Origin of the sequence: Bordetella muralis (genome assembly GCF_965139205.1) — a bacterium.
In the GTDB taxonomy this organism is placed as follows: Bacteria; Pseudomonadota; Gammaproteobacteria; order Burkholderiales; family Burkholderiaceae_B; genus Bordetella_A; species Bordetella_A muralis.
In genome coordinates this window covers 31,604-50,199 of record NZ_CBCSIU010000018.1, presented here as the reverse complement: position 1 = coordinate 50,199, position 18,596 = coordinate 31,604, and the positions used below count along the sequence as shown (strand labels likewise).

The following is an 18,596-nucleotide window of genomic DNA, read 5'->3' as shown; positions in this document are numbered from 1 at the left end:
CCGAGGTGCTATACGATCGGGATGGTTTACGCGGCGAACGCATCCCTTACGGCCAAACCAATCCTGCCACGGGTCAACGCCAGAGCGGCTACACCTACCAGGTCATGTTCAACGGCGCCAAGCTTTGCGGTGACGAGGTGAGTCTCCTGCTGTTTCCCGGCCGCGATTTCAAGCGCTTTTACTGTGCGGGTCCGATTCAACCTTTGCCCGATGGCATGCTGGTGTTCTTTACCGGGGGCGAGACGGCCCTGGCGCGCGTGCGCGTGGCACAAGGCCAATTGCAGGTGCAGCGTATTTCCATGTCGAGCGACGCCAAGCGCGACGGCTTGCATGAGAACCGTTTCCTGGACGCGGGCATGGCGGGTTGGACCCGTATTCAGACGGCATGGGACGACACGGTGATGATTCAGCACGCGCCGTTCCGGGTGGTTTATCTGGGTGAGGGTCGCCTGCTCGATATGTCTGATGGGGTGGCTTACTTGGCACGTGCGCGCCGTACGCAGTACATCCAGATCGAACCCGATAAATGGGTCGACTTGCCCAATATCGGCAGAGTTTTTAGCCGCGGCCGAGAACAGAGCTATCAAGTAGGACCGACATTTCGTGCCGTGCGCTGGCCCGAGGGGCGCGAGTTGGCCAGGCTCGATCTGGACAGTTGCACCGATTTGCCCAAGCTCGAGTTCAATCCTGGCGATGGGCCATCGGATGCGCGGGTGAAATATGCAGATCTCTCTGCGTGGCGTGCGCAGACGCTGGTCTATGCTGCGGCCGGCAAGGGCGGTAGCTTGCGTCTTGCGGCGAGCGCCGATTTGCCTCGGCGCGCTGGCTGCACCCCGGACAAGCCACCCAAGCACGCCAAATAAATCAGGCACGGAAAAGAAAAAAGGCTGACCCAAGGTCAGCCTTTTTTGAATCCTGGTGCCGGCAAGAGGAGTCGAACCCCCGACCTTCGCATTACGAATGCGCTGCTCTACCAACTGAGCTATGCCGGCGTGCATTAGCGCTGATGCGCCTTTGCCAGTAGTGTCTACACCAGTGGCGCAGCACCAAAGACCGAAATCATATCAGAAATTTTTGGCTCCTGTCGAGATGAACAACGAATTTGTCCTTGCGTCGCACGAACGGTTGCAGTATTTGTCAGTCAGTCTACGAACGCCGCATCCGCCGGTTCATTAATCAGGAGTCCCTATGCACACAGTAGTCAAAGCCTTTACGTTCGCTTGCACCATTGCGCTGAGCGCTGCGGCCGCCGCCGAGCCGGTCACCTACGACCTGGATCCCGACCATACGTATCCCAGCTTTGAGGCCGATCATATGGGTGGATTATCGACCTGGCGCGGCAAGTTCAACCGCTCTAGCGGCACCGTCGTTCTGGATCGCGCTGCGCGCACAGGCAGTATCGACGTTACCGTAGATATGAAATCCGTTGATTTCGGACATGACGAAATGAACAAGCACGCGATGGCGGCCGATATCCTCGATGTCGAGCGTTATCCCACTGCCGTCTTCAAAGGGAAATTCACCGAGTTTGACGGTGACGTGCCGGACAAGGCCCGCGGTGAACTGACTATGCATGGTGTGACCCGGCCCATTACGCTAGACATTGATGACTTCAAGTGCATCATGCACCCCATGACCAAGCGCGAGGCCTGCGGCGCCGATGTGTCGGCCGAGTTCAATCGTGCGGATTACGGGATCGATTTTGCGTTGAATATGGGATTCAAGCCAGAGGTAGAGTTGAAAATCCAAGTGGAAGGCCAACGTCGGCAATAGCCTTGCGCGGGTTTCGGGCAACAGGCTCCAGCCATGTGCACCAGCGGTCCGATCGAATGGTTTCGCGGGCCGCTGCCTTGATTGTTGATCGTCGATAAAGCTCGCCGACCGGCCATTGAGGGATCGATAAACTCAGCGAGAAAAGTGCAGAGCAAAAAAATATAGATTTTCTTTCCCTCGACTTGCACACTTCCAAAAATTCGTTCATAATCTCGTTTCTTTAGCAGTTCCCCGATAGCTCAGTCGGTAGAGCGACGGACTGTTAATCCGCAGGTCGCTGGTTCGAGCCCAGCTCGGGGAGCCAAAAAAACGCTAAAGAGAAGTACCGACACAGCAAATTCAACGCCGCCTTTCAGGTGGCGTTTTGCTTTTCTGGCTTTCTTTTTTTGCGTTGAATCCAGCGCATAGCCTTCAACTCTGATGGCTGTCCACTGTCTTCAGTGGGCAGCACATATGAGGTACCATTCCCTACATGAACGCGGCTGCTCGATTTGCCTTCGCTATCGTTGCTTTTGCGCGCACTGGATGCCGGTGCGCCGTTGGCGCGCGCTCGTTCAACAGGGCTCACAGCACCGACGCAGACTCCTAAGCCCGGCAGCAGATCAGAACTCCATCTTCAGGAGTTTGCTGCCGGGCCAAGCCAGACATTCCCTATTTTTTCTGTCTGTCAGGAGTCCATGATGACCGCTGTTTCTAATACCGAACGCATTTTCTCTGAGCTCGACCGGGTCCGCGTCGAACGCCTCGCCGCACGATTTCCCACGCCGGATGGCCTGGCCCACACGGTGCTGGAAGGCTTCGACGAAGGCGACTTCATGATGCCCAGCGATATCCCCGACGATGTCGTGACCGTGAATTCACGCGTGCGCGTACGCGATCAGGACGGCAACGTTCGCGAGATCACGATTTGCTATCCAGGCGAGGCCGATGCCGCCAAGGGATTTTTATCCGTGCTGTCTGCCGTGGGGGGCCAGTTGCTGGGTCATCGCGTAGGGGCAACGGTATCCTGGGCCGACCCCAGCGGTGCCGCGTCGAGCCTGCACATCGAGGCTCTGTTGTTTCAGCCTGAAGCCAGCGGCGAGCTCGCCCTTTGAGGCGTGTTGTCAGCGCGGCGGATTGCCGGCCGCCAGCGCGAGCAGCCGTTGCGCGGTCCAGCCTGCGCCGCACAGTAGTAGCCGGGTGTGCAGGTCTTCGAATGTTTTCCATTCGATAGATCTGCCCAGGTCGATCAGCTGCTTGCCCTGCAATCGCACATGGTGCAATGGATAGTGTGCGCTCAGTGATCGCCAGAGTTCCAATGCGCCAGGTGATTGACGGGCGCCGCTCAGCAGGCACAGGCCGGCGTTCAGCGCTTCCAGATAGACGCGCTTGGCGAGCCCTCGGCGTTGATAAGGCTCTCGGTAACGGGAATGTGGGGATCGTATGTATTGATCCAGTCTACGATCCAGTCCTGTCACGCGATTGAAAGTGGTGCTGCCGGCCAGCCAGCGTTTTGCCGGATCTTCTATATACAAAAAGGTTTCACCCGATGCGGTGCGGCGATAGCGGGGCAGGGGCCTGTCGCGCAGATTGGGTAAAAATATTGTCCCGTCTACGGCTGCGTTTCGCAGGCAATGGGGGTACAGCGAGTCCAGCTCAGCCTCCAGTCGGGTGCCTCCGCGGGCTACATCGATTCTCATGTCGCCTCTACCTTTGCGTATCGTCAACCGCAGCCCAATGGCCGCTGCGCAGACTTCCGGGCCGGCGGCATGCGTGCACGTTCGCGCTGCTTTCCCATGCGTGTTCGGGCACCTGCAGGCCGGCATAGATGCCGTAGCCCTCGCCCGCGCAAATCTCGCCTTCGGTATACAGGCTTTCTCCGGCGCTGATGGCGTTGGCTGCAGATATTTCCGTCAGCGCCTTGATGCCCCAGCCTGCATAGAGGTGTCCGCCGCATTGCAATGATCCGCCGCATTCGACACCTTGACGCGTGACAATATCTGCCTCGCTGGTAACGTTCCCGGCCACGCGAATGCTTTTTTCGCAATGCAGAGTGTTGACCTGCAGGTCCTGACCGGCGTGCACTGCGCCGCGCACTCGAGCGGGGCCGGTGCATGTCAGGTCCCAGCCTGCGCGAATGCTTTCGCAGTCGAGCTCACCCTGGACGAGGATGTTCCACGCAGCGTGAACACGGCCGTTCACGTGTAGCGTGTCGCCGCAAAATATCGCGCCGGAGCAATGAATGTCGTCGCCTGCCTGCAAGCGATCCTGAACCCGCATTCCACCGCCCACGCGAATGCCTCGTCCAGTACGCAACGTGCCGGTGACATCCAGTGTGCCTCGGACTTCTATTGCGCCTGCAAAGACAACGTCTTCTGCATCCAGGTGGTCCAGTTTCAATACTGCGTCCGTCGGCCCGAATTGATCCAGCAACCAGCACGCATCCTTGGTGCGGCCATCAGCAACGAGCGCGTCCAGCAATTGTTGGTAGGTGCCTTGCGGTGGCGCATGGCGCAGATACCAGCGAAAACCGTCAGCGCAGGGCTGTTTGAGTTTGATGAAGTCCTTGGTGATGTCCATGCGAGTCCCTGGGCTGGCCAATGCCGTATGGTGGCTGGCCATAGGGGTGTGCTCGTGTGGTCTGTGCGCCGGGGCATGCCGCAGCGTTGCGGCAACGCCATCCGCGTTGGGATGGCCGTGGTTTCCAGAGCGCTATCGTAAAAAACGAGCAGCACCTATTCGCGCGGCTGATGCCCGACGACCTAGGAATTGCGCAAAAAAGATGAGTGGGAGGTCGCCGGGCTAGTCAAGTGCGGCGAAAGCCGCGGCTGGGCCGGCGCTTGTGGACAGTGGATGTCGAGCACGCCGGATCGGCCACCGGGCGGTGGCTGTCGCACGCAGCAGAGTGCGCGAAGAGGTCTGGCGGCTATACATGGAAGCGAATTGTAGGCCAAGGCCAGCAGGTTTGCACACCCGCTGGCGTTTTCGTGTTTCTGGATCGGTGCGACGGGGCGCGGCCCCGTCGCGCAGACTCAGCAGCTCAGTTGGTCTGCGACAGGTCAATGCTGTAGACCGCGCGTCCTTCGCCCGAGCCATCATCGGCATTGACCAGTGCGATTCCCGTCAGGCCGGCTGCTTGCGCAACGCTCAATGAGTCTTTGCCTGATTTGAACAGCACGGCGCCTGCCGTATTCACAGGAGTAAACCGCCAGCTGCGCGCCGAGCCATTTGCGCTGCGGGTGATTTGCGGGTTGCTCTTGATGTAGTTGATCACTACATCGCGATTCGCATCGGGGGATGCGTAGACAATATCAAATGCCTTGCCGTCGCCCAGAATATAGCGAGCGCTGCTTTCGGCGCGATAGTTGTTGGTGGCAACGATGAACTCCTTGCCATCTACCGGCGCATCGAGATACGTCAGATTCTTGATGCGGCTGCCCTGGGGTTGGGTGACGTCGATCTCATATCGCAAATCTGGCGTGGTGAACATATCAAAGTTGTAGCCAGCGAAAGCGGATTGCCCCGAGGGCACTTGACCCGTTTTGGTGTCTTTGATCAGCCACTGATCCTGTGTCGATGACGGATCGATCCGGTTAAAGCGCAAGGCGGCATTTTCCAGCCAGAGCTTGAGCTCGGCACCCGTGACCTTCACGGCATACACCGTGTTGGGGTACAGATACAGGTCCGCGGCATGATAAATGGCCAATGCGCCCGGCGCGACATCGGTGTAGTCGCCGCCCCCTTGGAATCCCGCTTTGAACGGCGCGCTGATCGACAGGATGGGCAGGTCGGCATACTGAGGCAGATTGGCGGCCACATAGTCGCTGACATAGGCCTGCTGTGCCTGATTGACCAACTGAATCGCGCCCGGATCCCCGACATCAGCAAACAGCGTGCTCATGCGGAAGTTCGAGTTGCCTATGGGTGTTTTGACATATTCCACTGCGGCTTCGTGTTGTGTCTGCACAGAGGCAGCGACAGCCGAGTCGGCCGCGACATATTGCGTGCCGCCGTTGGCGTCGGTGCTTTGAATGGTGCGTATTTCAGCTGTGGTTTTCGAGGTGTCGATGCTCCACGCCTTGCCATCCCACCGCAGGGCGTAGTCAATCACGCCCAGGCCCTTGCCCCATGAGCTGGCCATGACAGCCGGCACGCCGTATACCGTGCCGGCGGCATTGTCCACGCCGGGATAGGTATAGGCGGGACTCTTGCTGCGATCGGGGAATGTGCTGTGCTGATGCCCCATGACCAGACCGTCGATACCGGCGACCTGCGCAATGTACAGGCCGGGATTTTCCATGTCCGCGGAATAGTCTGCATCGCTCATCCCGCCGTGCAGCAATACGAAAACCAGATCGGCGCCTTCGGCGCGCGCTTGGGCGACTTGGGCTTGAACGGCGGCGCGGCCGTCGCTGATCGTGACCTTGTTTTCGAGGTAGCGCTTATCCCAGTTCATGATGCCAGGGGTGGTCAGGCCGATCACGCCGATTTTGATGGGCAGCTTGACGGGGTCGCCGTCCTCTTGCGTGGCGTTGACTTCGCGTTCCAGGATGACGTGGGGCGGCAGCAGTTCTTTGCCGCTGGCAACGCTTTGCACGTTGGCCAGCGTCATCGGGAATCCCGGGCCCGTGCATGACAGGCTGGGGTCTACGCCTTCCACGTTCAGTCCGCCGCCCAGCACTTGGTTCAAATAGGGCAGTCCATAGTTGAATTCATGGTTGCCCAGGGTGCCTGCGTCGTACTGCAATACCGCCATCGCCTTGTACATGGACGATTGTTGGCTGCAGGTGATGGGCGATACCTGGGCCTCGTAATCGGCCAGCGCCGTTCCTTGGATCGTGTCGCCGTTGTCCACGAGCAACGTATTCGGGAATTCCTGGCGGGCAGCGCGGATCAGCGTGGCTGTGCGCTCAAAACCATAGGTCGGGTCTTCTGCGAGCTTGAAATAGTCGTAGCTGCGAACGTTGAAATGCAGATCGGTCGTCGCCAGCAGGGCCAGATTTGCCGAGGCTTTTTCCTGAGCCTCTGGTGGCGGCGTGTTGTCGTCGTCAGAGTCGTCACTGTTGCTGCAAGCAGAAAGGGAACCGGCCAAAGCCAGCGCAAGCATCACTCGCGGGAAGGCTCGGCGAGGGTTCAGGAACGGCACGCGCACAGACATCGGAAACTCCTGGTGTAGTTATAAATAGAGTCGCCGAGTATTAGGGCTATTGCTGACGGGGGTGTGACCAACGGATTTCCGAGAGATGACAATATGTCGAATGATGTCCTTGCGTTCTCCCTTTCTTTTGTGGAGCAGAGCCGTCAAAATTTCGTCATGTCTATTTCTACGCAATCTTCTCCTGACGCTGCCGATCATCGCATCGGCGTGACGGTGTTGACCGGCTTTCTGGGCAGCGGCAAAACCACACTGCTCAATCGGCTGGTGCGCGAGCCTGCGTATGCGGACGCGGCCGTCATCGTCAACGAAGTGGGCGATATCGGTGTCGATCATCATTTGTTGCGCCATGCGGATGGCCGTATCGTTCTCATCGAAGGCGGCTGTATTTGCTGTTCCGTCAATGGGGATCTGGTCAACACCTTGCGTGAACTTTTTATGTCGGCATTGCGCCGGCAGATTCCACGCTTTCGCCGGGTACTGATTGAGACGACAGGACTGGCTACGCCTGCCGCGATTTTGTTCACGTTGCGTCATGAGCACTTTGTGGCCGAGCGTTATGTTTACCGCGGCACCATCACTGTCGTGGACGCGAAACACATTCGGGCCCAATTGCTGGAACAGCCCGAGGCTGCGCAGCAGGTGGCCGCGGCGGATATGGTGGTGTGCACCAAAGCAGATCTCGTCGCGCCCACGGTGCTGGATGAGGCGATTCAGTGGGTCCGGCAGACCAGCCCCGGCGTGCCGGTCTTGGTGCAACAGCCTGATGCACCACTGGATGAACGCCTGGTCATGCCTGGGCTCGACCACCCGCAGACGAATCCGGATGAATCGAATCGCTGGCTAACGGGCTTTTCGTCGTTAGGCGGTGCCCGCCATCCTCAGGTCAGGCATGCAGTATTGCAATGGTCGGCGCCCGTCAGCCGAGCCCTGTTTGTGAAAGGCATGGCGCAACTCCAGGAGGCGCATCATCGCGGTTTGTTGCGCATCAAGGGCCTGATCGGATTCGAGGGCGAGGCTTTGCCTTGCGCCATTCATGGTGTGCATCGCGATCTTTATCCCTTTGAGCCGTTGGCGGCTTGGCCTGATGGTGAGCATCGTTCCTGGCTGGTGTTGATTGTCCGTGAATTGGATCCTGAAATCCTGATCCGCGAGTTACGCAGTTCGCTGCAACTGTCCGGACCCGAGGGGCTCGCTGCCCGATCCTAGTTGCCGATTGTCGTGCCATGCTTTGTCTGTGAGGGCATTGTGGGTATAATTGAGGAACTGTCTTCATGTAGACCAACGTCACTCCAGCCGCCAGCCTCCATGGGCAGGCAATGTGCTCCGGTATAACCGTGTTGCCTAGCTAGGGGTGCAGGCAAAGCCGCGGCGGGTATTTCCGTGGTGGGCCGTCCGACAGCGGGTGCCGTTACAACGGATCCAGCGCTGGTCGTGAGGGTTGCCGGATGAGTTGGCAGGCCGCCCGTGCTGGCCGGTCATGCAGACAGATGGTCGTCCCATATGTCTAAAAATCGTCGGCTTAGTGTCGCTATCAGACGAGTTCGTCCTGTGTATAGTCACAGGGTGCCATCGGTCTGACAGGTGTATCGCTCCGGGGAAGGGGTGTCCTGTGTCTCCGTCCTGCGCTTTGGGGCCAGGCGATTCAGGTTCATTTTTTCAGCAAATGCCGCTGGTGCGGCGCTGCGCACTGATACGCGCGGCATGGTGCAAGCCCAAGGCGCTTTTCGGTGCAGGGCGGCACGATGCTACGTCTAACAGGAACGTCGTGAACATTACGCAAGTCCACGCTACATCGGTTTTTCCGCTATCGGAGCTTCATGGCTCCTGTGGGCGGGCGGGCGCCGATCTCGGCGCTGCCGCCCAAGCCGGTTTTGCCCAGCAAGCGTGCGACGATCATCACAACAAACAAAAAGGCCCGGCGGTGAGCCAGGCCTTTAAGAAATTTGGTTGCGGGGGCAGGATTTGAACCTACGACCTTCGGGTTATGAGCCCGACGAGCTGCCAGACTGCTCCACCCCGCGTCTGAGAGAACGAAATCATAGCGTCTTTTCAGACTCGTTGCAAATTTGCCCTTTTTATGTAGGTAGACAGAAGCTCAATGGACAATAGCGAGGCAACTTATGTGCTGGAAGCTGCGCTGCTATGCGCCAGCCAGCCCATGCCATTGACCGAAATGCGCAAGCTGTTCGGCGAAGACCCGGATTTCGATAACGACAGACTGCGGACGATGCTGCAGGAACTGCAGGAACATTGGGCCAACCGCGGAATGGACTTGGCGCAGTTGGCGACAGGGTGGCGTTTTCAGAGTCGCCCGCAAATGCAGCGCTATCTGGAACGCCTGAATCCCGAGCGGCCGCCCAAATATTCTCGCGCCGTGATGGAAACGCTGGCGATCGTGGCCTGGCGCCAGCCGGTGACGCGCGGTGACATCGAAGACATTCGCGGTGTGACGGTCTCGTCTCAAATCGTCAAGACCCTCGAGGACCGCGGCTGGATCGAGGTCATCGGCCATCGCGATGCGCCGGGGCGACCCGCCTTGTTTGGCACGACGCGGCAATTTCTCGATGATCTGGGGCTGCGCGCGCTGGACGAGTTGCCGCCGTTGGATAGCGCGCAGGCCGCCGCCGCGTTGCAGGGGCTGGATCTGGGGGGGTCCGAAGTCACCCTCGAGGTCAGTGATCCTCAGGCGGCGGAGCCCGGCGCAGGTGCTCCCGAATCGCTGGGTGCTGAAGCGGGCGATGCCGGGACAGAGGCTGCCGAGGGCGATGCTGCTGTTTCCGCTGAGGCCGCGGAGCCGGTCGAAAGTGCATCTGGGGATGAGCCTTCTGGTTCTGCGTCGGTCTCCAGCGAGGACGCCAATGCCGAGCCGGACACGCCAGCCGTATCCGATACGGAGGATGTTGCGTCCATCGACGACACGGCTGTTGACGCTGAGGCGACATTCGAGCCTGCGCCGGTAGAGGCGGACGCCGATACGACGTCGGAGTCTGTGCCGGTAGAGGATGCCGATGCGACGCTTGAGCCTGTGCCGGTAGAGGTAGACGCTGAAGTGGCCGATCGTGTCGCAGTGTTATCCGAGACGGATGCTGAGGCATCTGGCGAAGATGTGGCGGTGTTGGATGCAGATCCCGCCGTGGCCGACGAAGCTGGGCTGGAGACGCCTCGCACCGACGCCGAATCAACAATTACCGAAGCGGAATCGCAGGAGTCTGCGCCCGAGGCCGAGGCCTCCGAGGTCGAGGATTCTCCTTCCGCTGATGACGAAGACCAATCCGCGCAAGGCGGATTGGCGAAAGCTTAAAGAATTCTGGAGCTGTCCCCGTGACAACCGAAATGACACGTAAAAAAATGCAAGACGATTCTGTTCCTGATTCGCTGGCCGGAGAGTCGCCTGTTGCGACGAAAGCCCGAACGACTAAAAGCGCTGCGAGCAAATCTGCGACGGCCAAGTCGACGGTGAAAGCGCCCGCGACCAAAGCAGCAGCAACAAAGGCCGCGACCAAGTCTGCAGCGACTAAAGCAGCAACGAAGACGGCTGCAACCAAGTCCGCCGCCAAGTCGGCAGGGGACAAACCTGCATCGTCCAGGGCGAAGGCCAAGTCGGCAGACGACACGCCTGTAGCGGTCAAGTCGACGGCGGTTAAACCGGCTGCAAAGACTGCAGCCAGAAAAACGGCAGCCTCGAAGTCGGCGGCCGATAAAGCGGTGGCAGACGGCTCCACGGCAGACTCGGTTTCCGACTCCGTTACGCAGCCCAAAGTTGCTGCGCCTAAATCGGCGGCGAGTAAATCGACCAAATCCAAGGTGGCAGCGAGCGGCCCGGCTGAGGCGGTTGCGGCAGAACCCGCCGTAAAGCGTACGCGTACCCGCAAAGCCGCCGCAGGCGCGGCATCGGCCGAGGCGGTGACGCCGGCCGTGGCAGAAAACGCCACCTCGCCCGTCGTCACGGCAGCGCCGGGCGTGTCTTCCGCAGCAACCGAGCGTAACGCGCCTGTTGCTGCAATGGAACGCGCTGCCCCGCAGCCTGCTTCGCATGAGGGAGCAGTTGGATCGTTCTCTGCAGGCTCTGTCCCCTCTGTGCGTGCCCGGCCGGTTGTCGCAGAAATCCGCGCATCGGGTCAGGCTGAACTGTTCGAGTCCGCCGAGCCTGCTGTGAAGCCCGTAGCCGAGTCTTTTGCGTCGATCGGGTCTGAAAGTGCTGCTTCGGCAGAGCCCGTCGTTACCGAGGGTCGTCCGAATCGGCGGCGCGGCGGAAATGCCATGGCAAATCAGCGTCCGGCGTCGGAGTCTGGCGAGGCGTCGCCCGCCACTGCCGAGTTTGCGCAGGCTGCGGCAGGCCAGGCCAATGAAGGGGATCCCAATGCGGCGCGTGGCAGTCGTGGCCGTAAGCTGCGTACCCCGTTCCGTCGCCGTCGTGGCGATGCGACGGGTGTCGCGGGGGCGCCGGGATCGGTGGATGGCGCGCCGGTGGTGCCGTCGGGCGAGGTGGCTGGCGGCCGCGGCGCCGAACGTGAGGCCGAGCAAATGCTCTCTTATTTAGAACATACTGATCGTAGCGAGCAGCGCCTGGGCAAATATCTGAATAGCGACGCAGCGATGCCCAAACTGCACAAAGTCCTGGCGGACGCCGGCATTGGCTCGCGCCGCGAAATGGAAGAATTGATCACCGCCGGCCGCGTGTCGGTCAACGGTGAGCCGGCGCACATCGGTCAGCGCGTTTCGCCGACCGACCTGGTCCGGGTCAACGGCAAGCCGGTTGCCCGCACCAATACGCGAAAACCGCCTCGTGTCATCCTGTATCACAAGCCTGCAGGCGAAATCGTGAGCCACGACGATCCTGGTGGCCGCGCCAATGTGTTCGCGCGTTTGCCCAAACTGCGTACCGGCAAATGGCTGTCGGTCGGACGTCTGGATCTGAACACCGAAGGGCTGCTGATTTTCACCACATCGGGTGATATGGCCAATCGCATCATGCATCCCCGTTACGGTACCGAGCGTGAGTACGCGGTCCGTGTGCTGGGCGAAATGGACGATGCGACCCGCAAGTCCCTGGTCGAGGGCATTCAACTCGAAGACGGCATGGCTGCCTTTGGCTCGCTGGATTATCTGGGCGGCGACGGCAGCAACCGGTGGTATCGCGTTACGCTCCAAGAAGGGCGCAACCGCGAAGTCCGCCGGATGTTCGAGGCGGTAGGCGTGACGGTCAGCCGCCTGATCCGCACTCGCTTTGGTGACTTGGTGTTGCCGCGTAATCTGCGTCGCGGCCGTTGGGATGAGTTGGATTCCTCCTTGGTGACAGCGCTGATGGTGCAGTTGGGTCTGTTGCGCGAGGACGACGATGCAGAGGGCGGTCGCCATATGCGTCAACCGCGTTCGCATGACAGCGCTTTACCGCCCGGATTTGGCACAATGGACCGCAACGGCATGAATGGTGCGCGCATCGGCCGCCGTGGCAAATTGCAGGGCGGACGCCCAGGCAGTGCCGGCCAGGTGGCATCCTCGCCGTCCGATCCTTTCGGTACCGGCTTGATGTTCACGGGCGGATACGCCAATGGGCATCCGCTCGGTAAAGACGGTGGGCGTGGTGGCAAGGGCGGCAAACCCGGTGGCAAGCCTGCAGGTATGCAGGGTGGCCACAAGGCAGGCGGGCGGCGCGGCGGCAAGGGCCCGAGCGCTCAATTCGGCGGTGGTCAAGGCAATGCGGGCGGCAATCCGGCGGGCGGCCAGGGCGGTAGCGGTGGCTACGGCAATGCTGGCCAAGGCGGCAATAGCGGTGAAGGCGGCTATCAGGGCGGCAACAAGCGTGGCGATGGCAAGTTTTCAAAGCATGGCAAGCCACGTCGCCCCAAGGGGCCGGGTGGCGAGGTGGCTGCGTCGGCACCGGGCGTTCCCGGCGTACCCGGCGGCCAGCGCAAAGGTCCGAATCGGCCCAATGGAAAACCCGGCGGCGGCCAGGGCGGCCCGCGTGGTAATCAGGCGGCTCGCAATGGCAAGCCGCAGGGCAACGGCGGCGCTAAAGGCCGTCCGCAGCGCGGTCCCAAAGGCGACGATTGGCAGCCCAAGAGCGCCTCGGCGCACGAGTCGCGCCTGGGCTTTCTCGGTGGCGGCCGTGGGCGCGGCGACCGCTGAGTGGTAACGCCGCGACGCCAAAGGCACCGTCCTGGTGCCCTTGGCGTAAACCCGCGACATAGCAGGCAATTTTCGTAATTATCTGGTAAAATCATTGGTTTTCATGGCGCGTATGAATCCGCGGGTGATCCCCGGGTGCGTCCTTGTCATGTGCCGCAGCATATGCTGTCGCCTGGATAGGTATTCGGGTGTGCTTCTTTTGGGCTTGGGTTCGGTGTTGAGTGCTGGTGGGGTGTCCCATCGGCCGGTAATCCGAGGACCAGGCAATACAGTGGGCTGGGTTTGCAGCCCATTTTTTTTGAGTGTATGGCAGATATTTACGCATTGACCCAACAGGCATTGGCCGGCATGGACGTCGAATTGGTCGACGTCGAACGTGCTGCGCTCGGCCTATTGCGCGTCACCATCGATAAGGTCGGCGGCGTGCGCATCGAGGATTGCGAGCAGGTCTCGCGCCAGTTGTCGCGCGTCTACGAAGTCGAAAACATCGACTACAAGCGGCTCGAAGTCGGCTCGCCGGGCACGGATCGTCCGTTGCGCACCGAGGCCGAGCTGCGCCGTTTCGTGGGCGAACGTATCGAGATCAAACTGCGCGAGCCGCTGGATGGACGTAAGGTGTTTTCCGGCATTCTGTCGCTGCCTGAGGCAGAGCAGAGCGCAGAGGGCGACGCGGCGGCCAATGCGCAGCAGACCGTATTCGGTCTCGAATTTGAGGCAAAAAAGAACGACATTCAGGTATTGAGTTTCACGTTCGGTGATATCGAGCGTGCCAAACTGGATCCCGTTCTGGATTTCAAGGGCAAAAAGCGATGAGTCGCGAAATTCTTCTGTTGGTCGATGCCTTGGCGCGTGAGAAAAACGTCACGCGCGAAGTCGTATTCGGAGCGCTCGAGAGCGCGCTGGCTTCGGCCATGAAAAAGCGTTTCAAGGACGACGCCGAAATCCGCGTCTCCATCGATCGCGAGACTGGCAGCCACGAGGGTTTTCGCCGGTGGCTGGTGGTGCCTGACGAGGCTGGCCTGCAAGAGCCTGACAAACAGGAAATGCTGTCCGACGCCATCGAAATTCAGCCCAATATCCAGGTGGGCGAATACATCGAAGAACCGCTCGAGCCGATCGAGTTCGGCCGTATCGGCGCGCAGGCTGCCAAGCAGGCCATCCTGCAAAAAATCCGTGACGCCGAGCGCGAGCAGGTCCTCAACGACTTCCTTGATCGTGGCGAGACCATCATCTCCGGCACGATCAAGCGCATGGACAAGGGCGACATCATTGTCGAAACCGGCAAGATCGAAGCCCGGTTGCCGCGCTCCGAAATGATCCCGAAGGAAAATTTCCGCGTCGGTGATCGTCTGCGCGCTTATGTGCTCAAGGTCGATCACGCTGCCCGCGGCCAACAGGTCATCCTGTCGCGTACGTCGCCCGATTTCATTCGTCAGCTGTTCGAGAACGAAGTCCCCGAAATCGAACAGGGTCTGCTCGAGATCAAGGCTGCTGCACGTGACCCGGGCGTACGCGCCAAGATCGCCGTGGTCGCCTACGACAAGCGTATCGATCCTATCGGAACGTGTGTCGGGATGCGCGGCTCGCGTGTGACCGCCGTGCGTAACGAACTGGGCGGCGAGCAGGTCGATATCGTGCTCTGGTCCGAGGACCCTGCGCAATTCGTCATCGGCGCCCTGGCGCCGGCCAATGTCGAATCGATCGTGGTCGACGAAGACAAACACGCCATGGACGTGGTGGTCGACGAGGAAAACCTGCCCAAGGCCATCGGCGCCAAGGGGCAGAACGTGCGCCTGGCTTCCGAGCTGACCGGCTGGCAGATCAACATCATGACGCCAGAAGAAAGCCTCAGCCGCCAGGAATCCGAGCGCGCCGGCCTGCGCACCACATTCATGAACAAGCTGGACGTCGACGAAGAAGTCGCCGACATCCTGATTGATGAAGGGTTTACCGGTATCGAGGAAATCGCTTACGTGCCCCTGCCTGAGTTGCTGGAAATCGAAGCGTTTGACGAAGACACCATCAACGAGTTGCGCGCCCGTGCCCGCAATGCGCTCTTGACCGAGGCCATCGCCCAGGAAGAACGCCTTGAAACGGCCCAGGACCTGCTCGAGCTCGAAGGCGTGACGCCCGAGCTGGCTGCCAAGCTGGCCGAGCGACAAGTGCTGACCCGTGATGATCTGGCAGAGCTGGCTACCGACGAGCTGGCGGAAATCGCCGGGATCGACGAGCAACAGGCCAGCGACTTGATCATGCGTGCCCGGGCCCATTGGTTCAACGAAGAATAACCGGCGGCATCCTGCCAAGCGTTTGATTCAAAACCCATTCATCGTTGTTGTAATCGCTGCATATAGAGGGAAGATAGCCTAATGTCGAGTAATACTGTCGCCCAGTTCGCTACCGAGCTGAAAATGCCAGCCAACGTGCTGCTCGAGCAGCTGCGTTCGGCCGGTGTTGACCTCAACTCGGTAGACGACGCGGTAACCGACAGCGACAAGGCGAAGCTGCTCGACTCTCTGCGCCGCGCTCATGGCGCGACCGAGGGCAAGAAGATCACCTTGACGCGTCGCCAGACCTCCGAGATCCGCCAGGCAGATGCCACCGGCCGTTCTCGTACCATTCAGGTCGAAGTCCGCAAAAAACGCGTGTTCGTCAAGCGGGATCCGTCCGAGATCGCCCAGGAACAGGCCGCTGCACAACAGGCTGAGGCCGAGTCGTCTGTATCGGCGCTTGCGCCTGCAGCGCCCGTGGCACCCAAGCCTCCTGTCCAGGAATCGAACGAAACCGTGGCAGCGGCTGAGCCCGCTGTTGCTGAGCCTGCAGCCGAGCAAACTGTCTCTGCCGAAGATCAAACGAGCAAGACCGCCCAACCCGTGGTTGAGCCGACGCCTGCGCCGGCTGCCGACGATGCCCAGGTTGAGGCAGCCGACGCCAAGCCTGCAGCCGAAACGCCCAACGTGGTTGCCGATTCTGGCGCCGAGGGCGTCTCCGAACCCGAGGCTGCGCCGCGCGTTGAGCCTCAACCTGCTACCCCCGTGGCCCAGGCCGAGCCTGAGCCCCAACCCGAACCGGCACCCGTGCCGGCAGAGCAGTCGGCTAGCCCGACTGAGCCTGCCGCTGGGCAGGCCGCTCCCGAGCGCGAGGCCCCCTCGGCCCCGCCGGAACCTGTTGTGCAAGCTGAAATCGATACCGTTGCTAAATCTCCTGCCGAGTCTTCCAAACTGACTCCGCCTGCTTCTTCGTCCAAATCCAACGCTGCCGCGCCTCGTTTGACGCGCGCCGAGCGCCGTGCGCCGCCTCCGCTGGCTCAGACGGCTGGCGATAACGCGTCCCGCGAAGACGCCCGTCGTGCCGCCGAGGCCGAGGCCGCCGCCTTGCGCGAGATGTTGAATCGTCCCCGTAAGGTCCTGCGTGCTCCCGAGCCGGAGGCCGCCGCGCCGTTGTCGGGTACGCTGCACAAGCCCAGTGGCAAGACTGCGGCTGGCGCGAAAAAAGACGCCAAGCCGGGCGCTGGCGCGGGCTCGAAGAAAACCATCAAGACGGCAGAGGTATCCTCGTCCTGGAATGATGATGCGTCGCGCAAAAAGCCTGCCGACACCAAGTCCGCTGCTCCCAGCCGTGATGGCTGGCGCGCCGGCGGCAAGGGTGGCAAAGGCGGCAAGGGCGGCCGTAATCAACAGAACGATCAGCGCCGCCAAGAGCCCGTGCAACAGGAATTCATCGCTCGCGAGGTGCACGTTCCCGAAACCATCAGCGTGGCCGACCTGGCACACAAGATGTCCGTCAAGGCCGCAGAGGTCATCAAGCAATTGATGAAGCTCGGCCAGATGGTCACCATCAACCAGGTGCTGGACCAGGAAACCGCCATGATCGTGGTCGAGGAACTCGGTCACGTGGCGATCGCTGCCAAGCTCGACGATCCGGAAGCCTTCCTCGACGAAACCCCGGGCGCCACCGAAGCCGAGGCCCTGCCTCGTGCGCCGGTAGTCACCGTGATGGGTCACGTCGACCACGGCAAGACCTCTTTGCTGGATTACATCCGCCGTGCCAAGGTCGCCTCTGGCGAAGCCGGCGGGATCACCCAGCATATCGGTGCCTATCATGTGCAAACCGATCGCGGCATGGTGACGTTCCTGGACACCCCGGGCCACGAGGCGTTTACCGCCATGCGTGCCCGTGGCGCAAAGGCTACGGATATCGTGATCCTGGTGGTTGCCGCCGATGACGGCGTCATGCCGCAGACTCGCGAGGCCATTCACCACGCCAAGGCCGCAGGTGTGCCGCTGGTCGTGGCTGTCAACAAGATCGACAAGCCCGAAGCCAACCCCGAGCGCGTCAAGCAAGAGCTGGTCGCCGAGGAAGTCGTGCCCGAAGAATACGGTGGCGATGTGCCGTTCGTGCCTGTGTCCGCCAAAACCGGCGCTGGTATCGACGACCTGCTCGAAAACGTCTTGCTGCAAGCCGAAATTCTGGAACTGACCGCGCCCATCGAAGCACCGGCCAAGGGTCTGGTCATCGAAGCCCGTCTCGACAAGGGACGTGGTCCGGTTGCGACCATCCTGGTGCAGAGCGGTACGCTCAAGCGTGGCGATGTGGTGTTGGCTGGTGCCAGCTTCGGTCGCGTTCGCGCCATGCTGGACGAAAATGGCAAGCAAATCCAAGAAGCTGGGCCGTCCATTCCAGTCGAAATCCAGGGCTTGACGGACGTGCCGGCCGCCGGCGACGAGTTGATGGCGCTGGCCGACGAACGCAAGGCCCGCGAAATCGCGTTGTTCCGCCAAGGCAAGTTCCGCGACGTCAAACTTGCGCGTCAGCAGGCCGCCAAGCTCGAGTCCATGTTCGACAACCTGGGCGAGGGTACGCAAACCTTGGCATTGATCGTCAAGACCGACGTTCAAGGCTCTCAAGAGGCCCTGGTGTCTTCGCTGACCAAGCTCTCGACCGACGAGGTCCGTGTCCAGGTTGTGCATGCGGCCGTGGGTGGTATCTCGGAAAGCGACATCAACCTGGCTATCGCTTCGAACGCCGTGGTGATCGGCTTTAACGTCCGTGCCGAGCAAAGCGCCAAGAAATTGGCTGAAAACAACGGCATCGACCTGCGCTACTACAACATCATCTACGACGCTGTGGATGACGTGAAGGCAGCCATGTCGGGCATGTTGGCGCCCGAGAAAAAAGAAGAGATCATCGGCCTGGTCGAGATCCGCGAGGTTTACTCGATTTCCCGTATCGGCAACATTGCGGGTTGTATGGTGCTCGATGGTGTGGTGCGCCGCGACTCGCAGGTTCGTCTCTTGCGCAACAATGTGGTTCACTGGACCGGTCAGCTGGATTCGTTGCGCCGCTTCAAGGACGACGTCAAAGAGGTCAAATCCGGCTTTGATTGCGGTCTGACGCTGCGCGGCACCAACGACATCCAAGTGGGCGACCAACTGGAAGTCTTCGAAATCAAGGAAATTGCGCGTACGCTGTAAAAAGCGATCGTGAATTTCATACGTGTTACATGAGCCGTCACAAGTCTAAATCCATCCCCGGCCGCAATTTGCGGCTGGGGGGG

General features: G+C 60.6%; 12 protein-coding genes and 3 tRNA genes. 10 read left to right on the top strand and 5 right to left on the bottom strand.

Going from position 1 to position 18,596, the window contains the following annotated elements:
* Positions 1–863, top strand: an 863-nt coding sequence (locus ACNA0I_RS20950; protein ID WP_415807963.1) for a hypothetical protein, incomplete at its 5' end; no start/stop codon positions are given.
* A gap of 53 nt (positions 864–916) precedes the next feature.
* Here the strand turns inward: ACNA0I_RS20950 and ACNA0I_RS20945 are convergent.
* A tRNA-Thr gene (locus tag ACNA0I_RS20945) sits at positions 917–992 on the bottom strand.
* A gap of 196 nt (positions 993–1,188) precedes the next feature.
* Here ACNA0I_RS20945 and ACNA0I_RS20940 point away from each other — a divergent pair.
* The 3 genes from ACNA0I_RS20940 (at position 1,189) to ACNA0I_RS20930 (ending at position 2,867) form a co-directional block, all read left to right on the top strand.
* Positions 1,189–1,773 (top strand): YceI family protein, encoded by a 585-nt coding sequence (locus ACNA0I_RS20940; RefSeq protein WP_415807962.1) that lies wholly within the window; start codon positions 1,189–1,191, stop codon positions 1,771–1,773.
* Positions 1,774–2,001: 228 nt separating this feature from the next.
* Positions 2,002–2,077, top strand: a tRNA-Asn gene (locus tag ACNA0I_RS20935).
* A 376-nt stretch (positions 2,078–2,453) separates the two neighbouring features.
* On the top strand, positions 2,454–2,867 hold the full coding sequence (locus ACNA0I_RS20930) for a GreA/GreB family elongation factor (RefSeq protein WP_415807961.1): 414 nt from the start codon (positions 2,454–2,456) through the stop codon (positions 2,865–2,867).
* Between the two features lie 9 nt (positions 2,868–2,876).
* Here the strand turns inward: ACNA0I_RS20930 and ACNA0I_RS20925 are convergent, their stop codons facing one another.
* The 3 genes from ACNA0I_RS20925 to ACNA0I_RS20915 all read right to left on the bottom strand — a co-directional run bounded on the left by ACNA0I_RS20925 (position 2,877) and on the right by ACNA0I_RS20915 (position 6,910).
* Positions 2,877–3,452, bottom strand: a complete 576-nt coding sequence (locus ACNA0I_RS20925) for an N-acetyltransferase (protein ID WP_415807960.1) — start codon at positions 3,450–3,452, stop codon at positions 2,877–2,879.
* Between the two features lie 7 nt (positions 3,453–3,459).
* Positions 3,460–4,374, bottom strand: a complete 915-nt coding sequence (locus tag ACNA0I_RS20920) for a bactofilin family protein (protein WP_415807959.1) — start codon at positions 4,372–4,374, stop codon at positions 3,460–3,462.
* Between the two features lie 418 nt (positions 4,375–4,792).
* Positions 4,793–6,910 (bottom strand): bifunctional 2',3'-cyclic-nucleotide 2'-phosphodiesterase/3'-nucleotidase, encoded by a 2,118-nt coding sequence (locus ACNA0I_RS20915; protein ID WP_415807958.1) that lies wholly within the window; start codon positions 6,908–6,910, stop codon positions 4,793–4,795.
* A gap of 156 nt (positions 6,911–7,066) precedes the next feature.
* Here ACNA0I_RS20915 and ACNA0I_RS20910 point away from each other — a divergent pair, with 156 nt between their 5' ends.
* Positions 7,067–8,116, top strand: a complete 1,050-nt coding sequence (locus ACNA0I_RS20910; RefSeq protein WP_415807957.1) for a CobW family GTP-binding protein — start codon at positions 7,067–7,069, stop codon at positions 8,114–8,116.
* 738 nt (positions 8,117–8,854) lie between these two features.
* On the opposite strand, the gene ACNA0I_RS20905 is transcribed toward ACNA0I_RS20910, so the two are convergent.
* Positions 8,855–8,931 (bottom strand) — tRNA-Met (locus tag ACNA0I_RS20905).
* A 77-nt stretch (positions 8,932–9,008) separates the two neighbouring features.
* Between ACNA0I_RS20905 and scpB the strand changes: the two genes are divergently transcribed.
* The 5 genes from scpB to infB all read left to right on the top strand — a co-directional run bounded on the left by scpB (position 9,009) and on the right by infB (position 18,513).
* Entirely contained in the window at positions 9,009–10,211 is a 1,203-nt protein-coding gene (scpB, locus tag ACNA0I_RS20900; protein WP_415807956.1) for an SMC-Scp complex subunit ScpB, read from the top strand.
* A gap of 959 nt (positions 10,212–11,170) precedes the next feature.
* Positions 11,171–13,039, top strand: coding sequence for a 23S rRNA pseudouridine(2605) synthase RluB (gene rluB, locus ACNA0I_RS20895; RefSeq protein ID WP_415808028.1), 1,869 nt, complete (start codon positions 11,171–11,173; stop codon positions 13,037–13,039).
* Positions 13,040–13,345: 306 nt separating this feature from the next.
* The gene (gene rimP / locus ACNA0I_RS20890; RefSeq protein WP_415807955.1) at positions 13,346–13,852 is read left to right on the top strand and encodes a ribosome maturation factor RimP; all 507 of its coding nucleotides are present in this window, start codon (positions 13,346–13,348) and stop codon (positions 13,850–13,852) included.
* A complete protein-coding gene (gene nusA, locus ACNA0I_RS20885; protein ID WP_094838503.1) occupies positions 13,849–15,327 on the top strand; it encodes a transcription termination factor NusA in 1,479 nt (492 codons plus the stop codon). The genes rimP and nusA overlap by 4 nt, the downstream gene beginning before the upstream one ends.
* An 81-nt stretch (positions 15,328–15,408) precedes the next feature.
* On the top strand, positions 15,409–18,513 hold the full coding sequence (infB, locus tag ACNA0I_RS20880) for a translation initiation factor IF-2 (protein WP_415807954.1): 3,105 nt from the start codon (positions 15,409–15,411) through the stop codon (positions 18,511–18,513).
* Positions 18,514–18,596: the final 83 nt, after the last annotated feature.

Bases quoted from the DNA above. Each gene is read 5' to 3' on its own strand.
- ACNA0I_RS20940 (WP_415807962.1), top strand. From the start codon at position 1,189: ATGCACACAGTAGTCAAAGCCTTTACGTTCGCTTGCACCATTGCGCTG.
- ACNA0I_RS20930 (WP_415807961.1), top strand. From the start codon at position 2,454: ATGACCGCTGTTTCTAATACCGAACGCATTTTCTCTGAGCTCGACCGG.
- ACNA0I_RS20925 (WP_415807960.1), bottom strand. From the start codon at position 3,452: ATGAGAATCGATGTAGCCCGCGGAGGCACCCGACTGGAGGCTGAGCTG.
- ACNA0I_RS20920 (WP_415807959.1), bottom strand. From the start codon at position 4,374: ATGGCCAGCCACCATACGGCATTGGCCAGCCCAGGGACTCGCATGGAC.
- ACNA0I_RS20915 (WP_415807958.1), bottom strand. From the start codon at position 6,910: ATGTCTGTGCGCGTGCCGTTCCTGAACCCTCGCCGAGCCTTCCCGCGA.
- ACNA0I_RS20910 (WP_415807957.1), top strand. From the start codon at position 7,067: ATGTCTATTTCTACGCAATCTTCTCCTGACGCTGCCGATCATCGCATC.
- scpB (WP_415807956.1), top strand. From the start codon at position 9,009: ATGGACAATAGCGAGGCAACTTATGTGCTGGAAGCTGCGCTGCTATGC.
- rluB (WP_415808028.1), top strand. From the start codon at position 11,171: ATGGCAAATCAGCGTCCGGCGTCGGAGTCTGGCGAGGCGTCGCCCGCC.
- rimP (WP_415807955.1), top strand. From the start codon at position 13,346: ATGGCAGATATTTACGCATTGACCCAACAGGCATTGGCCGGCATGGAC.
- nusA (WP_094838503.1), top strand. From the start codon at position 13,849: ATGAGTCGCGAAATTCTTCTGTTGGTCGATGCCTTGGCGCGTGAGAAA.
- infB (WP_415807954.1), top strand. From the start codon at position 15,409: ATGTCGAGTAATACTGTCGCCCAGTTCGCTACCGAGCTGAAAATGCCA.